Origin of the sequence: Gimesia fumaroli (genome assembly GCF_007754425.1) — a bacterium.
In the GTDB taxonomy this organism is placed as follows: domain Bacteria; phylum Planctomycetota; class Planctomycetia; order Planctomycetales; family Planctomycetaceae; genus Gimesia; species Gimesia fumaroli.
On the sequence record NZ_CP037452.1, the window covers coordinates 3,903,465 to 3,925,036 of the forward strand.

Below are 21,572 nucleotides of genomic sequence, written 5' to 3' on the forward strand. Positions count from 1 at the left end.
GCGTATAATAGCGAAACTTCTGTAAGATGGGAGAGGAAACGGTATAAACCTGATGATTGGGAAAAAATGAACGACATTACTTCGAGATCTACTATTAAATTAATTCGTATTACTCTGTTTCTGATCTTAGTTATTTTAAGTACCAGGCACACAGTTTTTTCAGAAGAAATTGTGTTTCCTAAAGTCTTGACGCATTTTAATCCCTATTCTAATAACCCCATTTTTCAGGCAGAAGGCCCGGGGCACTGGGATGTAAAAATACGTGAACGCGGATGGATTCTCAAGGAAGGCGATTTCTTCCACCTTTGGTTCACCGGCTATGATGGGAGCAGGTCTGGCTTGAAAATGCTCGGATATGCCTGGTCTTGTGATGGGATCCATTGGACCCGATCCCCTTGCAATCCGATCTATAAGAAACATTGGGTGGAAGACATGATGGTCCTCAAACATGAGGATATCTATCACATGTTTGCCGAAGGGAGAAATGACATCGCCCAGCATCTGATTTCCAGTGATGCGGTGAGCTGGAAGCGTGTTGGTTCTCTGGACGTACGTCTGGCAAATGGGACTCCCATCCCTGAAGGCCCCTATGGTACCCCTGTTGTCTGGTTTGAAAATGATCAATGGTATCTCTTCTATGAACGGCGCGATGCCGGTATCTGGCTGGCGAGTTCACCGGATATGAAAGTCTGGACAAATATAAACAACGACCAGCCAGTCATGAAGCCTGGCCCCCAGCCTTATGACCAGAAGATGATTGCCATGAACCAGATCATAAAGTATCAGGGAACGTATTACATGATTTTTCATGGCACGAATGCAGCCCAAAAGCCCTCTTTATGGACAACAAATCTTGCAGCATCCAAAGATCTGCTGCATTGGACAAAATATCCCGGGAATCCTCTGACAAAACCTGAAGCGAATCAATCCAGCGGGATGTTAATCCCGGACGGGAAACGCTTTCGCCTTTATACAATGCACAATCAAGTCGATCTAAATTTACCTCAGGATCCCTGATACCAGGATCAAATAGAGTGGCCTGATCTATGAGCGAATCCCTGTCTACTATCAATCCACAAGAAATCGATCAGAATCCGACTCAGGGATCTAGAGAGCGCTCTCCCGCATTCAGTGTACTGCTCTGCTTCGCTCTGGGAATCCTGATTGATTCCTGGATTGAGTTGGATCTGGTTTACTGGCTGCTCTTAAGCATTATGTTGTCTACTATCTGGGGTTTGTGCTATCGATCCCATAAGTATTCCCAGGCAGCGATAGCACTTTTGCTTTTAACGGCCTGTCTGGGAGGCGTGCGACACCATGAGTTCTGGTTCTGTCACGCACCTCAGCATATCAGCCGACTTTTAAAAAGTCCGGAATATTCAGAAGGTCAGGCTCAGCTCATTCGTGTGACGGGGGTGATTTGTAAAAGTCCACAAATTGAAACGCCTGCCGATGAGGAACAGTTCAATCCAAATCAACCAAAACAACGGACGAATCTGATTCTCAACTGTAGCGAACTCAATACGGGAACGAACAACATTCCTGTCACGGGAAAAATCTTTGTTTCCATTCATGACCAAGTAGACTCACCGCAGGCAAAACGAGCAGCTTCATTCTCTGTTGGTGATACAATTGATGTCTGTGGAAAACTCAAGGAATTCTCGCCCAAGGAGAATCCATACGATTATGATTTTCAGAATCATTTTCGAAAAGAACAAGTCGAGGCCATCCTGGCACTGAAGTCTTCACACGCAGTCCATCTTGTGGCGAAAACGCCAGCTTCTTCCTGGAGCAGTCTGCGGAAACAGATTCATGACTCATTTTCGCACCTGATTCGCGAGAACACGAGTGAAAGCACTCAGGCAATAGGGCTGGCACTTTTACTGGGGGACCGTTCCGAACTCAGCCCCCAGGTGAGGAATCAATTCAGCCAATCCGGCTTGATCCATTTTCTGGCGATTTCAGGATTACACATTGGTTTTTTTAGCGCTTTTATCTGGAGTATCTGTCATCTGTTAAATCTCCCCAGAACGATCGCGGTTGCGTTGTTACTGTTTGCAATCCTGTTTTATCTCTCCATTATTGAGATTCGTCCGCCTATTCTCCGAGCTGCTTCTTTTTGCGCGATGGTCACACTCGGTCTAGTCAGTTGGCGTACCATTACTACAATCAATCTGGTTTGTATTTCGGCCATTCTCATTTTGATCATTAACCCGACCGATTTGTTTGATATCGGGACTCAGCTTTCGTTTCTTGCCGTGGCAGCGATTCTCTGGACCGTGCAGCAGGACTTTTTTCAAAATCCGTTTCAACAAACCTGGATTCCATTACGCTGGAGAATCCTTGCCAGTGATTCGGTGCTGCAAACTTCTTTACAATGGTTTTTGATCCGATATTTCCGTTTGCTCTATAGCGTGTTCCTGATCACGTTTTTCATCTGGCTCGTTACAGCACCACTTGTACTCTATCACTTTCAATTGCTCGCTCCAATTGGCATCCTGGTCAACACGTTCATCTTTCCTTTTTTATTCCTGATCTTATTGCTGGGCTATTTACTGATCTTCCTGGGATCACTCTTACCATTTTTATCCGGAGTGCTCGGAGGGGGTTTTGATTATTGTCTGAGAGCCCTGCTTTGGATTGTTGAATTTACTTCTGCAATCCCCTTTTCGCATTTTGATTTATCGGGGCCGCCTGTCTGGTGGATCCTGTTGTATTACTTATTTCTTATTTTAGCCATTTCGCCAGGTTATCGAAAAATCAAAGACAAGGGGAAATGGTTCCTTCGGAAAATACGTCTTTTAATAGTTCCTGCCTGGATCTTTGCTGGTCTGCTGATTGCCTTGCTTTCTTCAGGTTCAAAGTCGTTGCAATGCACATTTATCGCCGTCAATCATGGAGTTTCGATTTTGATCGAGTCTCCTGGTGGCAAAACAATTCTTTACGATGCGGGTTCCATGTCGCCTGTCGAACAGACCTGTTCGAAGATCAAAAATACGCTACTGGCGCATGGGATTCGGCGGGTTGATTTACTTCTTATCTCCCATGCCGATCGCGATCATTATAATGCAGCGGCCGAATTGATTTCGAAACATTACATTCGTGAAATTGCATTTCCGCAGGCGTTTCTCAAACAAAAACAACCGGGAGTGATTTCGCTATGCAATATTGCTGCGCAGAATCGTATTCCCATTAAGATCATCGGAAAAGGAGATCACTTTAATTTAGGAGATGAAACGAAACTCGAAGTCCTGCATCCTGGATTTGAAGATCAGTATCGGGAAGATAATCCAGCCAGTTTAACGGTACTGCTTTCGCATCACGGCCGGAAAATACTGCTGACAGGAGATCTGGAAGGACGAGGGTTGGAAAAACTACTCACAGAAAATGCAGCGATGTCTGTGGATATTCTACTGTCACCACATCATGGCAGCACCACTGCCAACACATTTGATTTGGATCGCTGGGCAAGACCTGACTACCTGATTGTCAGTGGTGGACAAAGACAGACGATTCCTAAATTACAAAGTGTTTTTTCGGCAAGCACTCAGATCTATTCGACCCACAAGCACGGTTCCATCACTTGTCTGATCGACGAGGCTGGAAACTTGGATGTCATCCCGTTTCGTTCTGCAATGAACTGAAAGAAAGATTCAAATCCTCTAATTATCAATCTAGGCCAATAGAATTGATCAACTCTTCGTGCGCTCGCAGCTCAAGGACTCTGTGCCTGAGAAGTTTTCGCATATCATTCAAAGTTTTCACAGTCTTCAGAAAACTCTCATTGGCTTCTGCCAGTTCCGAATAGTGTTTTTCCCCTTGCGAGATACAACGATTCAGATTCAGTAGATTTGGGGTAAATCCTTTTTTCAAATCCTCGACCATCGAAAGTGCTACTTCTTTGATCTCTTCACACAGCTGATGAATTTCCACGCGGTCCTTTTGACGTTCTTCAGTGGATAATTGTTTTGTTGAAATTGAGGTGTCTTTTTTTCTCAACGATGTTTCATCAACCAGCCGGCCAAAGGGATTGAAATTCTCTTTTTCTTTTGTTGATTCAATGTCCAGTTTTTTGAGTGCGTTCAGTGCTTTTTTAAATTGAGGAGAGATCTCAAGCGATCTTGTAAAACTGGAATGCGCCTGGGTATGATTTTTCATTTCCAGATAGACATTGCCCAGGTTGAAGTGGGCATCGACCATATCCGGGTCAAAAACAATCGCCTGTTTATAGGCAGTGACCGCCATGCTTAACTGATTTAATCCTTTATGAGCAATTCCCATATTGTAGAACGCGTCAGCCGATTTTTTATCTTTCTGAACAGCCTTGCGCAACTCATTGAGTGCCTGTTTATATTCTCCCATTTTGTTGTAGATCGCCCCCATGTTGATATATGGAGAGGCATCTGCGGGAGATAATCGCGCCAGATCCTGGAAATGACTGATTGCATCCTGGTATTGCTTTAATTGAAAATACGCAGCTGCGATTCCCGCGTGTGCTTTCTTTTCGGCAGGTTTGATGCTAAGGATTCTCTGGTAGGTTTCAACTGCTTCAGCAATATTGCGTTCTTTAATTTGCTTACGAGCCTGCTGGAACAGTTCCGTGATTTTTGAGTCACTCATGATCGAGTTCCTCTCCTACAGGGCGATCCAGATAAAATCAGATTTCGTTTCCCTTTTTGCAGAAATGTGCCCTGCTCTCTGCTCTCAGGGAAATGAACTGGTCCAATAAGACCATTATTCATTGACAAGTGATATCAGTTTACTTCGAGACCCTTGGTGAAACTCAATTTTCCCTTCTCTGCCAAGCCAGCCAACCGCTTGCATTACTAGATCGCGAGGCGCTTCGATTTCACGAGATAATTTACTTAATGTCACAGGCTCATGTTCGCTCAAATATTGCCAGACAATTCCTGCGACAATTCCAATGCTCTCGACTTGATGCGACTCAATTTCCGCTGACATCAACTTGCTCCTGAACTGTAAAACCTGATGAATTCGGTAATCGAACGTCTATTTCTAATTTGTTATGACGCGTTTGATATCCATATACACATTACAAAATAGGTTAACGGGCAGATGGGCTCTATTATAGAACCGAAGAACTTTGGGAAGCAATCATTGATTTCCCAAGTTTTGTTTGCCAATGAAGAAATTCATCATACGATGTTCAAATATCCCTCAAAATCGTTGTCAAAACATGCCAGACTCGTAGAAATTGATTCCAGGTCCTTGAGTGTTGTTTTCAGGTCCTGGTCTGTCCCCTGATATAATACGAACGCCGTAAACAATTCCGTTTTAAAGACACGCAGGTAAGCACTATTGATTAATTCAGAACAGACAAATTCAATATCACAGCCTTGGCACTCTTTGCCTGCAAGAGTTGTCTTGACTTCGTAAATGTCGAGTTCGCTGTATTCGTCACGAAATACTTTGACCGACTGCTCTAGTAATTCTTCCGCTGGTATCTCTACAAAAAATAAAGAGATGAGCCAGAATGAGGAATCTTCACCGCTGACACCGACTTGAATTTCGCCGTTCGTTTCGTCAACTTCTTTTGATAATTCCCAGTCAGCAGGATACTCAAACGAGATTCCAAATTCATTAAATAAGTTCATGGTTCCGAATGGATTCTAATAGTAAAGGTTTCATAATTCGATCTCAATTACTTCAACTTATGACGTTGAATGTTACTGTGATTATAGCGAAATCAGAAAACTCTTGAAGGACTCTGGCTTGATTCTTTTCAGGATCAGCTTACCTGTGGCTCGAATATGAAATGAAATCGCTCAGCATTTGGCCCGTTTGCCCTTTTTTACGTGAAACAATCTGTTGCGGAGTCCCTTCATCAAGAAGATAGCCTCCTGATTGCCCTCCCTCTGGCCCTAAATCAATGATCCAGTCAGCGTTAAGGATTACCTGAGGGTGATGCTCAATGAGCAGTACGGAATTGCCTTCCTGGATTAGTGGTTCTAAAACCAATAGAAAGCGATCAATATCGGCTTGGTGTAGGCCTCTCGTGGGTTCATCCAGAACGAACAGAGTCATCCCGGTAGGGTTTGAGATCAGTTCTGCAGCAAGTTTAATTCTTTGTGCCTCACCTCCGGAGAGCATGTTGGAAGGTTGACCTAACGCGAGGTAACCAAGTCCCAGATCTTTAAGTACCTGTAATATATTTATGAGTTTAGGGATCTGATCAAAAAACTCAACGGCATCATCGACAGACATTTGTAAAATGTCGCTGACCGAATTGCCGCGGTATTTGACGGCGAGTGTCTGTTGATTAAATCGCATCGTTTTGCATGTTTCACAGGGCAGATAGAGTGGTGGTAGGAATTGCATGTCCACACGACGGTACCCCTGCCCCTGGCAATTCTGGCAGCGGCCCTCTTTCGCGTTAAAACTAAAACGCCTGGCGGTGTAACCACGCATTCGCGATAATTTTGTTTTCGCAAACAGTTTGCGGATTTCATCCCAAACTCCACAATAGGTTGCCGGATTTGAACGCCCACTTTGTCCTAATGGTGCTTGATCAATAATTTTGACTTGTTGCAGAAATTCACTTCCGTCAAGAGAGTCATACCGCGATACTTCTCTGGATTCTCCTCTCTTCAGTGCAGATTTCAATGCAGGGACCAGCGTTTCAAGAATCAGAGAGCTTTTTCCACATCCGCTCACCCCAGTCACACAAACCAGCTTCTGCAATGGAACGTGTAGTGTCAGATTCTTTAAATTGTTGAGACGGGCCCCTTTGAGAACAAGCTCTGGGCATCCTTCAGATTGATCGCTACCTGTGTCTGATTTGAATTTATATTCCGTATTCAAGGCACGTGAGGTAAATGAGCGCTGATCTTGAATGACTTCATGATAAGAGCCGGAAACAATCACTTCCCCTCCCTGCTCTCCCGCCTGCGGCCCCAAATCAAGTATATAGTCACTTGCTTTTATGACATCATGATCGTGTTCAACAACAAGAATGGTATTACCATCCTGATTGAGTCGACGCAATATTTGGAGTAGTTTTTCTGTTTCATTCGCATGCAGGCCCGCCGTCGGTTCATCCAGAATATAGCAAGCTCCCGTTGTCTCTGCCCCCAGAAATGAAGCGAGTCTGGCTCGTTGGTGTTCCCCTCCCGACAGCGTCTGCGCAGGACGGTTTAATTTGATATAGTTCAGTCCGATTTCCGTAAGATATTCTAATCGACTTCGAACAGGTGTCAGAAGTTGATTTGCAATTTCCTGGTCTTTAGAGTTCCGGGAATTCAATTCTGATTTTTCCCATTCATTCAACCACGCTAATGCTTCAGGGGCGCTTAGATTGACCACTTGATCAATGGATTGTTCTATTAATTTAACAGAACGCCCATATTCATTGATTCGGGCCCCTTTGCATGCAGGGCAAAGCTGTGCTTGCACTGATTCCCTGGGCATTTCTAACACACCGAGCCCCTGACAGTGTGAACACGCACCATACGGACTGTTAAAACTAAATGCACGCGGCTCGGGATCAGGAAAACTGAGCTGGCATTTCCCACAGGCAAGTCTGGTACTCAAGAACCGGTCAGACCAGCCCGTTTCCGATTCCTGGCTGACAATACAGGCTCCGTCACCATGCTTTAATGCTAAATCAACCGATTCTTTTAAGCGGGCCTCAATACCTTCTTTCACGATGATGCGATCAATCACGATGTCAATGCTGTGCGCGTCAGTTTGCTTGAGATTTGGAGCCTCGGTGACATCAATGATCTCGCCGTCTATTCGGGCGCGAACAAAGCCTTCTTTGGTAATTTGATTTAATACTGCGGTATGATCCCCTTTTTGGGCCGTGATTACGGGAGAAAGAACGATTACTTTTTTCCGATCTTCTAAGGCAAGTATCAGATCGACAATTTGTTCGGCTGATTGTTGATGGAGTGGCTGATCACATTGAGAACAATGGACCGTTCCCAGTTGTGCGTACAGCAGGCGGAAATAATCGTAGATTTCTGTCATTGTTGCCAGTGTGCTGCGGCGGGACTGACCCCTTTGTGTTTGCTCAACACTGATTGTGGGAGGCAGCCCACTGATCTGGTCGACATCAGCGGGCTGCATTTGGCTGAACAACTGGCGTGTTGCGGGAGAAAGATTTTCAAGAAATCGCCTCTGACCTTCATTGTGAATTGTGTCAAAAACGAGGCTGCTTTTACCACTTCCACTGACGCCCGTAATTACTGTCAACTGGTGATGGGGAATATCGACATCGATGTTTTTCAGATTATGCGTTCGAGCGCCACGAATGCGGATATAATTGTCTGGCTGATCTGACATAAAATACTTTAGAAGCTTGGATGCGGTTTGCTCTGGGACCGTGTTGAAGCGTAGTGGTAGTAAAGATTGTTATCGTCGGTAGATGGCATGAATGATTCTCAGCTGCTATGATTTTAGCACGCACGCACTTTTTTTATAGACCTTTTGAACGCATTTCTAACTATGTCGATTGTCCCGCATTCATTTTACTTCCGACACTCGATTTCTGTACCAGAAATCAGCACAATTCCCTGCAAACGTGGGCAATTGTTGAAACTTCCCGAGTCGGCTCTCATCCCTGATTTAACATTCAAGTCAAAATCAGATCACTGGGGAAAATTCCGAATCGGCTGGAATAATAATGGTCTGGGAATCAGTCTGGAAGTCAAGCAAAAGAAGCACCCAACGACAGATGCCGAAAATGTTCAAATCTGGATTGATACGCGGGATACGAAAACGATCCATCGTGCGAATCGCTACTGCCACTTATTCCGGTTCCAGCCTGTCATAAGCTCAAAGGGTGAGCCAAAGCCCGACTGTACGCAACTCACAATTAATCGGGCACAAGCAGATGCGCCCCAGTCTGATCTTTCCAAGATAAAACTCTGGTCTAAGATAAAATCAACTGGATATGCACTGGAAGCCTGGATTCCCGCAAGCGAACTGACAGGCTTTGATCCAAGTTCCTATCCACAGATGGGATTTTACTACACCATTTTCGATTCAGAATTAGGAGAACAATTCATGATGGTAGATCATGAATTTCCCATCGGACAAGATCCCAGCTTATGGGCTACAATGCGATTTGAATCCTGAAATAAAAAACAGCGATCACATTTATTATGTCATCGCTGTTGAGTGTAGTCATTGAAAGAGAGTGCGTTTAGCGTCGTTTCGGTAATGCGGCAGCGTACAGCATTGTTACAGCGCCAATTGACATCATGCTGAAGGCCGCCCAGTCAGGGGGATTCAGGACTTCCTGCTGATCTTCATTCAGCGTCGTCATTCCCAGAAAACCGCGGAACTCTGGTTCACGTACGGGTTCTGGTTCTTCCATGACAACTTTATGTGTCAGAACCATTTTGTCGACAAAGAGAAATGATGTTCCCGTGAGTAATACAAATAATCCAGCAGCAAAAAACGATGAGCGAAACATGCGATGTCCCTGTCTTGTAGCATACATCGATTTCTATTTCGCTAGCTCCTCCTGAGCATCAGCCCTGTTTCCAAAGTACCTTCCTGATCTTCGGGGCTTTTTAGTGCGAATCGACGACGAAATAATAAATTAGCCCGCTACTGCAATACAATCTGAGGAGAGCGGGATCTAATCTTTTTATCGGAATCTGAGCCAAATCTCTTGATTTTGTACAACCAAGAATAATCTTCCCTCTTTCTTACTGTCCGGTTGTGACGATAATACGGCCCCTGTTCCCGGTACTGAACATGATTTTGAAGCAAGTTGATCTGGTTTGAGGTCATCCTGGACTTTCAATCCATTTATAAAAGCGACCCAATGCCGACTGGAGTTTTGGCTATACAGACGCTAAATTGGCCTTTTCGTAGTGCAAAACTAATTGTTTGTCTCAGACAATCGAGAAACAAAGCGAGGAAATGAAAAGTGGAAGCTCGGATTACATTATTACCCGGCGATGGGATCGGTCCCGAAATCGTAGCAGAAGCAAAACGGGTTTTGGATACAGTTGCAGACAAATTCGGTCACCAGTTCGAAACCCCATCCTGTCCGATGGGAGGAAATGCCATTGATGAATTTGGCGATCCTCTTCCACCTCAAACATTAGAAACCTGTAAAGAATCCCAGGCGATTCTCTTAGGAGCCGTCGGGGGGCCGAAATGGGATGATCCCTCAGCTAAGACGCGTCCCGAAGCAGGTTTACTCAAAATTCGAAAAGAATTGGGGCTGTTTGCAAACTTACGGCCTATCAAACCATATTCGGAATTACTGGATGCCTCGCCTTTAAAACGCGAGATCATTGAAGGCACCGATATTCTCTTCTTCAGGGAACTCACAGGCGGCATCTATTTTGGCGATTCCGGACGAATGGAACACCCGGATGGCGAAAAAGCATTCAGCGTGATGACTTATACGACTTCCGAAATCGCACGCATTGTACGTCTGGCGGCTGAGTCTGCTCGCAACCGAGGTGGTAAATTGACTTCGGTCGACAAGGCAAATGTACTGGAAGTATCACGGCTCTGGCGCCAAGTAGCCGAGGATGTCGTCAAAAATGAATTCCCGGACATTGAATATGAGGTTGTGCTGGTTGATGCTATGGCCATGCATTTGATCTCCCGCCCTTCTGAATTTGATGTTGTTGTTACTGGAAACATGTTTGGAGACATTCTGACCGATGAAGGGTCAATGCTGCCTGGATCATTGGGATTGCTTCCTTCTGCCTCATTAGGCGAATCCGGGCCTGGTCTTTACGAACCCATTCATGGATCGGCTCCCGATATTGCTGGAAAAGGAATTGCGAATCCACTGGCTACGATTTTAGCAACGGCCATGTTGCTGCGACATTCTTTGTCGCTGGAATCAGAAGCAGCGGCTGTCGAAGCAGCGGTGGCAAGTGTTCTGGCTGCAGGACATAGAACGGCAGATATCGCCGCTGGTGGTGACAGCATTTCCACGAGTGAAATGGGAAATCTGGTGATTCAGGAACTTTTAGCCTGAGCGCCAACCAACAATCGGACACGATAAAAAGCGGGGACGAATGACATCGTCCCCGCTTTTTATTTTATCCAATTGACCTTGTTGAAATTAGACATCACAGAGTTCAACGGCTTGCTTCAGTCCCTGGTAGGGATCCCGTGTTGGGATAAATTCCTGGCCAACAAATCCCTGGTAACCTATTTCCTGTAAGGCCAGCATGATTGCAGGATAATTGATTTCCTGTTTATCGTCTAATTCTCCTCGTCCCGGATTACCGGCGGTGTGAACATGGCCGATATAGTCCTTGTGCTGTTTGAGACGTCGAATCACATCGCCATCCATAATTTGAACATGATAAATGTCAAACAGGAGTTTCATTCGATTCGAACCAACCTGCTTGATAATATCAATACAATATTCGGTATGGTCTCCCTGATAACCAGGATGTCCTTTCATCGGGTGGCTGTCGTCGCGGGAATTCAACATTTCCAGACAGAGATTGACTTTATTCTTCTCCGCGTAACCAATAATCTTTTTGAGGCCGGCAACACAGTTTTTGGCTCCCTCTTCATCACTGATGCCATCACGCATTCCCGTAAATGTGATTACATTATTGACGCCTCCTGCCGCACATTCATCAATTCGTTTTCTCAGGATTTCAATGCACTGATCCCAGTTCTCAGGATTGTTGAATCCAACCTTAAAGCCGTGGCTGGAAGCAATCGCGCACGTTAATCCATGTTTTTTGAGGGTCTTCCAGTTTTCGGCAGGAGTCAGTTCGACGCTCTTCATTCCCAGTTGACTGGCAACTTGCGCTGTTTTTTCAATGTCCCAATACTTCTTAAAGCACCAGTGAACGACTGATTGGTTGATATTGCCTTTGAGAGGTTGAAGGGAATCTGCTTTACTCTCGCCCGCAAGAGATGGTTTGATTCCCAGCCCCAATGCGGTGGCAGCGGCCACTCCCGAGTTTTGCAAGAGGGCTCTTCGGCTGATTTCTGATTTCATAATAACCTCTTTGAGACAAATACTGATTCGCGCCCCGTCTCTGGAATGGCGCAGTCCAACGAATATGTTTCACTTATAATTCTGAGCCAATTGGTCTTGAAGACGCAATAGTCCTGGGCAAACAGCTTAACGTGATGCCAGATAAACTAAACGTTCCTTAATCAGGAAGTGTGAAATAATAATACCGACTGCCATAGCCAGTGTAAATAAGATACTAAAACCTTCCATAATGCCGGCTGTCCTGCCTCCGACACCGAGAGAAAGCACGCTGATTGAAAAAAAGAACATCATATTACCGACCCACATTAAAACAAAAGCCAGGGGCAAAGCGCCCCACTTAATATAAGTTGAGAGCAATGCCGTTAAGTGCCAGAAAAACAAGACCTCGACACACATCATCCAGAACGAAGGTTCAGACAGGATCAAGTTAATATCGTACACCATTTCTCGAAGGCCCAGGGCACTCCCGATAAACAGATAAATCAAAGCGGGAACCAGACTCAACAGGCATCCATACACTTTTGAATACGCGATGCTCGCCATCGACTGTGGTAGCATTGCTGTTGAAACCAGTGTATTCCACTGGACTTCCACATGAAAAACGCGTGCTGATATCAGACTGGTTTCAATTAAAAGCACAATCAACATGGTCCAAAATACAGTCAGACCAATCTCCTGGTAAGAATAACTGCGTGACGTATATTGAATAAAAGAACATAGTCCAACTAAGGCAATGCCATAACAAATGAATTTAATCACAGACATTCCATAGCCGCCATTGACGAAAAAGAAATCTTTCCACATTAATGCATTGATCCAGGCACGACCTGGTGAAAATAATGTGCTTTTCTTTTTTGTAATCATTCCTCGTCCGGGGCTGGTAGAGATCTCAGTCAAAGCGAAGCGAGTAAACAGCAGGCATGCCAAAAGAAACAGAAGCAGTCCGACGATCAGATTGCTCCAGAACTGCATTCCCCAGGGAGACTCGCTGAAACCAGAACTGAGGATCATAGTCACCTGTTTTAAAACAGACGATTGAGCAAGCCAGTCCAGCACGCGATTCGTTGTTTTGACAGCCAGGGTTCCATCCGCAATCCAATTCGCTTGAACCATTCCAGTGAGCCCCCATTTGGAAAGAGGAACACCCCAGAAATACGCTACCAGAGAAATCACTACAAGAGTTGAAGCAGAACGAGATCGAGCACAAACGACAGAACTGAGTAGTCCCAGGTTTGAAAGACAGAACAAGAATACGGCTAGCGCTAAATAAGCGGCGACGACTTGTGTAAAAGTTACTCCACCAAGAGTAATGGCGAGCAGAGTAAATGGGAACTGAACCGACAACAATAACAGCGCAGAGACTAACCGGGGTAATGATTTTCCCAATAACAGAGAAATCGGATTCACACCAGCCATTAAGAGCAAGCCGATCGTCTGTTCTTCCTTTTCTTCTGTAATCGCTGTGGCAAAAAAGCTAACTCCGGCCATTAATATAAAGACAAAATTGAGATAGATGATTTGTGTAAATAACACCAGGCCCGCAGCACCAATGACGCGACTGGACAGATGGGATGAGATCAAGCAAAACAGAATCATGACCGCGAATAAAAAGCGAAACAAGTGCGATCTCGTCAGCCGAAAGTCGACACTCAAAGCGCGATTAAATAGAGCAAACGTGCCTTGAAACATTAACGAACTCCCTGCTCTGTTAAATCTAAAAATGCCTGATTCAAGTGCTTTTTATCTCTTTGGAAAGATTCGATCGAGCCATCAAGTTCAATAATCTTCGACAAGAGATTTCCGGTGGACGTTAATGTTGCATCAAATGAAATCAATAACTCTCGCGGTTTGTCAGTCATTCTGACGGACAAAATTCCCGGCTCATTGACAAGTGATTCCACAAGCAATTCGTTCACTTCAGATTCTAAGGTTACCTTATAGCTGGGATGCTCCTGTTCGTGAGTCAAGAGGCCATCCATGGAACCACTATATTTGATTAGCCCGCGATCAATAATCGTGACGCTGTCACATAGTTCTGCTAACTCACTCAAAATATGGGAACTGATAAAAATGGTTTTCCCCATGCGTTTCAGCTCTTGGAGAATTTCCATCAATTCGATTCGTGCACGCGGGTCAAGCCCGGACGCTGGTTCATCCAGCAGTAACAAATCTGGATCGTTTACTAAAACGCGCGCTAAACTGACTCGTTGCTGCATTCCTCTGGAAAGACCACTGATGAGCGAATCTTTACGTCCATCCATATCGGTTAATGTCAACACATCATTGATGACCTGATCGCGCTGTTCGACTCCCAGACCATAGGCGGCTCCAAAGAAATCAAGATACTCAAATACCGTCATTTGTCTGTAGGTACTAAAATGGTCTGGCATAAAACCAATGCGTTTACGAATATCTTTGACCGCAGATCGGACATCATTTCCAAATACTTCCACTTTGCCGCCCTGAGGTCGTAATAACGTACAGATGATTTTTAGTGTCGTTGTTTTCCCGGCACCATTGGGCCCCACAAACCCATGTAAGGATTGAGGCTGGACCTGGAAGCTGATCCCCTGAAGCGCCCGATGTCCTTTAAAGGAATGAGAAACATTTTGAATATCAATAACAGGTTGTTCAAAAATTGGTTCAGTCATTTTTATTGTTCTTTTTTTCAGGGAGAGGCAAATCATATGCAAAAAGTATGCGGCCTTGCTGAACGCCTTGGACGTTTGTTTTGATTTTCAATTCTTCCGGTATCTCAGCATAAAGAAATAATTTGATGCGTGCTCTCTCGCCTTGATATTGGTTGATCTCGCTGGGACGATGCAGATTTAAATGATTCATGACCATGTTTTCATACAGGTTGTTATAGAGTCTGGTTGTATCCATTTCTTCATTCCGATATCCGTAACGGCGTGCATAGACTGAATCTGGAGTCAATTTTGTGTTCCAGTCAGTCAGAGCAATGCGACTGTTACTCAGTACCCAGTAAGTACGGCCATCTTCTTCTGATTGCCTTAAGTCATAGATCTTTCGATCATAAATTACCTGTGTTTTAGAGATGTTATCAGGGAGAGCGGATCGAGCCTCAATCAATAATGAGGTTAACTGAGAATTTTCGTCGATCTCATAATCAATCACGTTTATGTTCTGGTCCTTGTACGGTGCCTTAATACGATACATAAAACGTCGTGAGGAAAATGGAGGTATGTCAGAGAAAAATATTCCGTCGAGCCCATTATAGATCGCGCCACGGACTTTTTCTGCTTCTTGTGCTGTAGTGAAAATGATGCCATTACCTGTTGACGAAAATTCATATTCAGAACCACTGGTCACAAAAGCATTGACCCAGCACTTTAAATCGTATTGATCTCCTTCCAGTGGGGTTGCGATCACCAAACTGTTGATCGTTGTGGTTTCTCCATATCCTCGTTTCCCGACACTCCAAAACAGAATACTGAATAGCCCCACCGTAATCAGAAGGAACAGCAAAGAATTTCGATAGTGATAGTTTTTTTGTTTCTTATTAAATAAATAGCATCCTGGAAAAATCAGGAAAATGTAAAGCACTGTCATCACATAAATAATAAACCAGTTATGATCAGGGTGTGTCATTTCTGAAATGGCAAGCAGAATCTTGGAATTCGCGTCTCCGTAATAGTACGAATCAGCTTGCTGCGTAGTCGACTGGCCCGACTTTGGGGACGATGTTTTTGAGGCTCCGGTCGTAGAGAGTTCGTCAGACCGGGCATCCTGCACACTTGAGACAGCGAGACTTTCCGTCAATTGATTCAGTTTTCTCTGATGGCGAACGACCAGGCCTGAACCAACGCGAAAATGATCTTGCGGTGTGTTAAGTCCCACCATACTTGTGGTGAAATTTAAGTTTGTTCCGGAAGTGTCAGCCAACAGATGAAGGATCCCTCCCCGATATAACCAGTCCATAAATGACTGCTTACGGGCAGCATCCCAGCGCGGAACATGATCCAGAACCACTTCATCCAGGGAATCCGTTGCGGTGACCATCGGCGGAAAGAGCTCTTCTGGATAACGCTTGAAGTGACTACCGCTTTGTGACAGCGAGGTCGAATTGGTTAGGATGATACAGGAAATCTGATTATCCGCGCTCGGAGAATTTGAGGTTCCTGCGCCATTTCTGGAGATTTTCCGACTGTATATAAAACGCGGCCCCCAATTGAGAGACCATTCTCCCTGTCGTTCATCAATGATATAAGGATAAAACTGCACCCATTGCGAGCTGTAGGGAGCAAGAAATATCTTTCGACAAAGTGGCGCACCGACCTTGTTGCCACCATATTGAAGACGGTTCAACTGAACGAGCTCATCAAACACATCCGGAGTGTTATTGCTCAATTTGAGAGAAAGAGGAATGCATTTTCCCTTTGCCTGCTGATTATTAAAGCCCCAGATGACTTCTTCAATATCAACAGCCAAAACAGAACTGGGCAGCAGTAACAAGATTCCTAACCAGAGCGCAAGGCTGCGGCAGAGATTGCCTTTCATAGTCGATCGTATATTCACAAAATGCCCATTCATGATTCTGAACTCAACAGAGATTGATTTCCTATTGAGACGCCGGGGGAGCGAGAAAGATCCACATCATCACTTCCCAGTCTACCAAGTTTCTCATCAATATGGTTGCGACATTGTGAACGAAAAAAAAGATAGCAGCCGCCATAGATAAAAGCGTTGACAAAGAGAGGAATCCATGCCGAACCAAATTCGTGAAACTCCGCAATTTCATTGACCACAATATATGATGCCGGGCTCAGAAATACGCCATACATAATTGAATCTTCATTAAATGATGGATCTAAGATAAAGATGGGAAATGCGAGAATGAATGGCAGGATACACCAGATAATAATGATTCCTAATGCCGACAGGATGGCTTTTGTTTGTGATTTGATTTTCATACCAACCCAACAAAACAGATAGATTAACATTGGCAGATAAATGCCAATTGTCAGCAAGGATCCGATCAGGTACGGCAACCATTGAATCTGGTAGGGATTCCTGTTGTGAGGATTAATGCCCGCATAGACCCATTTCCACCAAGACTCAAACAAAACGATTGTTAACAGTGGGATCAATAGGACAAGGCACAGTCGCTTTACGCCGGAAATTTTTTGTTCAAGCAATTTAGTACCGGAAATCGGAGTCGTTAACAAAACATCCAGTGTTTCATGGGAACGCTCACCGGAAATCAGACTGGTGGCAGAAACAGCAAGGAATAAGACAGCAAGTCCCCAGACCAGCCACAGCATCATCACGGCACCAGGAACAACAGGTTCGGGATTCATCGTGGCAATTAACACGCATAGCAGGAGAACGGGGACTTCCAGAAAGACGAGAATACGAAACAGATAACGGAACGTCCCCAATGATTTTTTAGATGTCTCACGCCAGGCGATCGGGGCATAGTCAGGCAAACGAACCTGATCTTTGACGAGCACAACACCTCTTGTAACACGGTTATTATTAATCTTAGAAAACAGACGGTCCAGATTTTTAAATACATTTAGCAGGAAATTTCGTGCAGGTAAAAATGCACGTCGCACAAGGAAGAAGTGTGCTAAAGCCAGAAACAGAAACGTACTGAGAAGAATCGGGATACTGAAGATCAAAGCGCCAACGACAGTACCCATTCCACCACCAGCAAAGGATCCAAAACGGTCAAACCAGTAAGGACCAAAAAATAGAAAATTGAGCTCCCAGGTGCCTCGCGTTAAATAAGTATTCCAAAATGGAATCTCCTTTAATGTCTGACTGACCATCCGGATGAAGTCAGCGTAAAAGAACAGATTCAATTCATAGGCAATCGAAGGGCCAAATAACATCAAAAAGCCGAAAATATACGTCGCGATGAATGCAGCCACAGTTGTACGGAAGAAACTGGAACAAAAAACACCCAGTGCCGCGACTTGGAACATCGTGATTGTCAACATCCATAATCCATTAATGAACATTGCCGGTGAAAAACCACCTAGTGTATAAGCGAACGCCATAATGGGAAGTCCCAGCATCAGAAACGTCACCATGGTCACCAGTCGCCCCAGGTACTTTTCCAAGATAATCGTCGAAGGGCTTAATCGCGTTATCAGCAAAAGCCCCAGACTGTTCCGCTCTTTCTCCTGGGTGATTACGCCACAAGTAATCGCTGGCAGGAATAAATAGATCGCCGTGAATTGCAGATAAATCATGGCTTCGAATATCTGGCGACCGCGTCCGAGAATCGCCATCGGATTATTTCGAAGTCCTGACATCAAGTCAATGTAAATGAAACCGACGCAGCCTAGAAACAACAGTGCGTAGATCGTTCGTATGATATAAGTCCGTCGACGGTTTGCCATCTCTGTTAATTCTTTGGAGAGCAGAGGCAGGCTGAGTTGAAACTTTCTCCGTTTCATGCCGTCTTCCCTTCCGTTAACTTCATAAACACAGTTTCCATATCCATCGCTTCTGCTTGAAACATGCGGATTTTTGCACCAGTCGCAGCGATTTGAGTGTGCAAGTCTTCCACCGCAAGCTGGTCTTCCAGCAACTGGATAGCCAGACGATCTGCCTGAACGTTTACCGATTTGACACCGTTCATGCTCTCAATTTTCTGACAAACGCCATTCAGTTCGCCAACAATTTGTACATGAATAATCCGACTGAGTTCCAGTCGCTTGTAAATATGATCTAAGGAACCCTGGGTAACAAATTGTCCGGCTTCAATGATTCCGATACTTGTACAGAGTTGAGACAGTTCATGCAGAATATGGCTTGAGATGATAATCGTCTTTCCCATCTCTTTGAGAGCCACTAATAACTCACGGACTTCAATCCGGGCACGGGGGTCCAGTCCACTAGCAGGCTCATCCAGTAATAACAGGTCCGGGTCATGTAATAATACACGTGCCAACGCCAACCGCTGTTTCATACCACGCGATAAAGAGTCAACCGGCGCATCGATTTTCTCGGTTAAGTCAGTCAATTGCAGTACATCGTCAACGATGACTTTGCGTCGACTTTTATTGATACGATACGCGGCTGCAAAAAAATGCAAGTATTCTCGTGCGGTCAGGTCTTCATAAACACCAAAGAAGTCTGGCATGTATCCAATCATTTCTCTGATCAGATGCGGCGCCTTATTTACGGAAATTCCATTAATCTTGACCGAATCACATTCAAAGTCGCGTTGCAATGTTGCCAGAACTTTGATCGTTGAGGATTTTCCCGCGCCGTTCGGGCCGATGAAGCCGAAAACTTCCCCTTTAGGAATCGAAAAAGAGATGCCCTTAACGGCTTCATATTTTCCGTATCGTACCCACAAGTTTTTCACTTCCACCATGGGGGGCTGTGTATTCATAAAAGTCGATATTCTTTTGTTAAACAGTGGAGTAAGTCAGAGTTTATGTTTTTGCAACGATGAACTTCCGGTAAATCATGTCCTGGTCCTCACCAGGAACAAAGATCACAACGAGCCATTGTTTCGGGTCAGAAGGATCCAGAATGCTCAGATCTTCGTAATTTTTTCCCCCGGATGGCGAAGTTTGTGAAACAACTTGAAAGAGTCCGCCTTGATTTCTTACACATAGATCATCCATAAAGCTGCGTTGAATCACTTTGCTTCCAGGGGAGTAGTATTGCAGGTTGACCGGGTTTACGAGTGCATAAGTTTTTGAATAACGAGTATTGAGACGGGCATTGAGGTTTGAGTCTGGGGTAACGTACCGAAATTGTTTCACTTCTCCATTCGCGGCCCCTTGGTAAATCACGATCTGTACCTGATTACCGAATGATTGATAAACCTGATCTCGAAACTCTTGTCGTCCTTGTTCCGTATTTAATTGTGCAATCTGAATCGTTTCCCAGTCAAAGTCTGTCTGTAAGTCAGCCGGATAATTGGAAATAATTCGGTTGAGCTGTGGAGTCCACTGAGGCATCTTCTGAAAGACGGAATACTGGGTTGGAATCGACCCTGCATAGAAAGGAGGCCCAACCATAGCTGGAACGGTGTTTCGGTTATAGACATTGTAGTTTTGTGGAGTCCCCAATTCAGAATGATTCAGTGCAGAAAACAACCCCGATTTCACTTTTGTTTCAATTGTTTGGTTGGAACCGGTAAATAATAACTCAATGCTATTTTCTTTTACCGGCTTTCCCTGCATATCTATGTCGATAATTGTCAGGATCTTTCGATCGTGAGATGTCTGCATGAAATAATCAGAAATCGTAAATACGATCAATGCCATGCAAACAGAGATTAGCGGAAAAGTAATCCAGGTAAATCGTCTCAACTTCAATTTGCCTAGAATAAAGTACTCACCAGGTCCTACGAGTAGCACATAGCCAAACAAAATACTTGCAATAATCCAGGCTGGAACAATTCGCATTTCTGCGGGCATTAGAGTCGTTGTAACAGCTCCGCCTGTATGGATGGGGCGGTAATTTAAATTCAGGATCTGACTGGCCGTATAAGGATCAATATGTCGGTTGTTTGATGTTTGTTGTGTTTTAATGAAGTCTTTGACCAGCGCGTGATAGTCCCACTTTTTTTCTTTCACAAAATAGTCTTTTTGTGATTCTCGTAATTTCCATAGAAAAAAGGGAATCTGAATCTGTTCCTGTTTGGAGAGTAGTTCATTCTCAATTGAATCCGACAGCACGACCACACTTCTCCCCCAACCTGTTCGTTGGAGCCAGACCTGCTTGGCAGGATCCACTTCAAGCTTACCCTCGGAGTTCAGTAGAAAAGGAGAGGTCTTTTCATCTCCCGCTAACTGATTTAAGAATTGTAGCTGCGGCGTTTCGAGCGTTTTGCCCGTGATCAGGCATAAGCTACCACCTGACTTGACCCACTGATGAATTGCTCTTAAGTGACGTGACTCGCATGCTTCAAACCCGCGTGCAGTAATGATCAGGATATCGTATTGATGACAGTCGATCGGTAATTGTGGAAATTCTTCGGGAGGAATTTGAACGGAAATCGTTTTCGCATTCAGCGACATCGGTTGATTACTGATTAAATTTCGAATCTTCGAATCTGCCTGGAATGTCTTGGAGTCAAGATTAATTCGCACGGGGCTTTCCGGGCTGATGGACTCAAATTTCAATGAGTCCATGAAGTCTTTTGTCTCGGGAAATAATCTACTATCGAATGGGTCACAGATCCCGAGTGCAAAGGTTCGCTGAAAGGTTCGCCCTGTTTTTAATGGAAGTTCATTTTTGAAGTCATATCGTCGTTCAGTCGTTACAAAACTAAGTTTCATTTTGGCTTCTGAAAAAGGATTATCCACCTTGATGGGAGGTACCATCATTGGTACTTCGTGATATCCTGAATGGAGCGCGACATCGTGTGATCGATATTGGCCAAACTGTTCCGTGCCATCGTGTACGGTAACAAGAAAATAGCCTTCGAGTAATCCGGTCGAGGACACAGAACATTGCAACACAAAAGCAACCGGGCCATCCCCTTTGGGGAATTGTGTCAGTTGATAAACGTCAACAGTCATCGGGAGTTGCTGTGCAGAGGCCATCGCCATCTCTGGAATCAGGATCAGGATAAGCCAGACTGAATAGAACACGTTCCGGAGCATAATCAGTA

General features: G+C 44.7%; 16 protein-coding genes. 4 read left to right on the forward strand and 12 right to left on the reverse strand.

Annotation, left to right across the window (positions count from 1 at the left end; translation table 11 throughout):
• The first annotated feature begins 171 nt into the window (after positions 1 to 171).
• Positions 172 to 1,017 carry a glycoside hydrolase family protein gene (locus Enr17x_RS14990; protein ID WP_232100735.1) on the forward strand — a complete coding sequence of 282 codons (846 nt, stop codon included), beginning with the start codon at positions 172 to 174 and terminating at the stop codon, positions 1,015 to 1,017.
• 29 nt (positions 1,018 to 1,046) lie between these two features.
• Positions 1,047 to 3,644: a ComEC/Rec2 family competence protein gene (locus Enr17x_RS14995; protein ID WP_145310045.1), complete on the forward strand. Its 2,598-nt coding sequence runs from the start codon at positions 1,047 to 1,049 to the stop codon at positions 3,642 to 3,644.
• 25 nt (positions 3,645 to 3,669) lie between these two features.
• Here the strand turns inward: Enr17x_RS14995 and Enr17x_RS15000 are convergent, their stop codons facing one another.
• From Enr17x_RS15000 to Enr17x_RS15015, 4 genes are all read right to left on the reverse strand, one after another.
• Entirely contained in the window at positions 3,670 to 4,620 is a 951-nt protein-coding gene (locus tag Enr17x_RS15000; protein WP_145310047.1) for a tetratricopeptide repeat protein, read from the reverse strand.
• Positions 4,621 to 4,734: 114 nt separating this feature from the next.
• Positions 4,735 to 4,962 carry a winged helix-turn-helix domain-containing protein gene (locus tag Enr17x_RS15005; protein ID WP_145310049.1) on the reverse strand — a complete coding sequence of 76 codons (228 nt, stop codon included), beginning with the start codon at positions 4,960 to 4,962 and terminating at the stop codon, positions 4,735 to 4,737.
• A 194-nt stretch (positions 4,963 to 5,156) separates the two neighbouring features.
• Positions 5,157 to 5,615: a hypothetical protein gene (locus Enr17x_RS15010; RefSeq protein ID WP_145310051.1), complete on the reverse strand. Its 459-nt coding sequence runs from the start codon at positions 5,613 to 5,615 to the stop codon at positions 5,157 to 5,159.
• Between the two features lie 139 nt (positions 5,616 to 5,754).
• Positions 5,755 to 8,304: an excinuclease ABC subunit UvrA gene (locus Enr17x_RS15015; RefSeq protein ID WP_145310053.1), complete on the reverse strand. Its 2,550-nt coding sequence runs from the start codon at positions 8,302 to 8,304 to the stop codon at positions 5,755 to 5,757.
• A gap of 162 nt (positions 8,305 to 8,466) precedes the next feature.
• Here Enr17x_RS15015 and Enr17x_RS15020 point away from each other — a divergent pair, with 162 nt between their 5' ends.
• Complete coding sequence (locus tag Enr17x_RS15020) at positions 8,467 to 9,099, forward strand: DOMON domain-containing protein (protein ID WP_145310055.1); 633 nt, start codon at positions 8,467 to 8,469, stop codon at positions 9,097 to 9,099.
• 67 nt (positions 9,100 to 9,166) lie between these two features.
• Here Enr17x_RS15020 and Enr17x_RS15025 read toward each other — a convergent pair whose 3' ends face one another.
• Complete coding sequence (locus tag Enr17x_RS15025) at positions 9,167 to 9,439, reverse strand: hypothetical protein (RefSeq protein ID WP_145310057.1); 273 nt, start codon at positions 9,437 to 9,439, stop codon at positions 9,167 to 9,169.
• 462 nt (positions 9,440 to 9,901) lie between these two features.
• Here Enr17x_RS15025 and leuB point away from each other — a divergent pair, with 462 nt between their 5' ends.
• On the forward strand, positions 9,902 to 10,975 hold the full coding sequence (gene leuB, locus Enr17x_RS15030) for a 3-isopropylmalate dehydrogenase (protein ID WP_145310059.1): 1,074 nt from the start codon (positions 9,902 to 9,904) through the stop codon (positions 10,973 to 10,975).
• An 87-nt stretch (positions 10,976 to 11,062) separates the two neighbouring features.
• Here leuB and Enr17x_RS15035 read toward each other — a convergent pair whose 3' ends face one another.
• The 7 genes from Enr17x_RS15035 to Enr17x_RS15065 all read right to left on the reverse strand — a co-directional run bounded on the left by Enr17x_RS15035 (position 11,063) and on the right by Enr17x_RS15065 (position 21,564).
• Positions 11,063 to 11,962: a hydroxypyruvate isomerase family protein gene (locus Enr17x_RS15035; RefSeq protein WP_145310061.1), complete on the reverse strand. Its 900-nt coding sequence runs from the start codon at positions 11,960 to 11,962 to the stop codon at positions 11,063 to 11,065.
• 126 nt (positions 11,963 to 12,088) lie between these two features.
• On the reverse strand, positions 12,089 to 13,651 hold the full coding sequence (locus tag Enr17x_RS15040; RefSeq protein ID WP_145310062.1) for an ABC transporter permease: 1,563 nt from the start codon (positions 13,649 to 13,651) through the stop codon (positions 12,089 to 12,091).
• Positions 13,651 to 14,613 (reverse strand): ABC transporter ATP-binding protein, encoded by a 963-nt coding sequence (locus Enr17x_RS15045; RefSeq protein ID WP_145310064.1) that lies wholly within the window; start codon positions 14,611 to 14,613, stop codon positions 13,651 to 13,653. Before Enr17x_RS15045 ends, Enr17x_RS15040 begins: the two co-directional genes overlap by 1 nt.
• Positions 14,606 to 16,501 (reverse strand): hypothetical protein, encoded by a 1,896-nt coding sequence (locus Enr17x_RS15050; protein ID WP_198000582.1) that lies wholly within the window; start codon positions 16,499 to 16,501, stop codon positions 14,606 to 14,608. The genes Enr17x_RS15045 and Enr17x_RS15050 overlap by 8 nt, the downstream gene beginning before the upstream one ends.
• A gap of 11 nt (positions 16,502 to 16,512) precedes the next feature.
• On the reverse strand, positions 16,513 to 18,390 hold the full coding sequence (locus tag Enr17x_RS15055; protein ID WP_145310068.1) for an ABC transporter permease: 1,878 nt from the start codon (positions 18,388 to 18,390) through the stop codon (positions 16,513 to 16,515).
• On the reverse strand, positions 18,387 to 19,334 hold the full coding sequence (locus Enr17x_RS15060) for an ABC transporter ATP-binding protein (RefSeq protein WP_145310070.1): 948 nt from the start codon (positions 19,332 to 19,334) through the stop codon (positions 18,387 to 18,389). The genes Enr17x_RS15055 and Enr17x_RS15060 overlap by 4 nt, the downstream gene beginning before the upstream one ends.
• 43 nt (positions 19,335 to 19,377) lie before the next feature.
• The gene (locus Enr17x_RS15065; RefSeq protein WP_145310071.1) at positions 19,378 to 21,564 is read right to left on the reverse strand and encodes a hypothetical protein; all 2,187 of its coding nucleotides are present in this window, start codon (positions 21,562 to 21,564) and stop codon (positions 19,378 to 19,380) included.
• Positions 21,565 to 21,572: the final 8 nt, after the last annotated feature.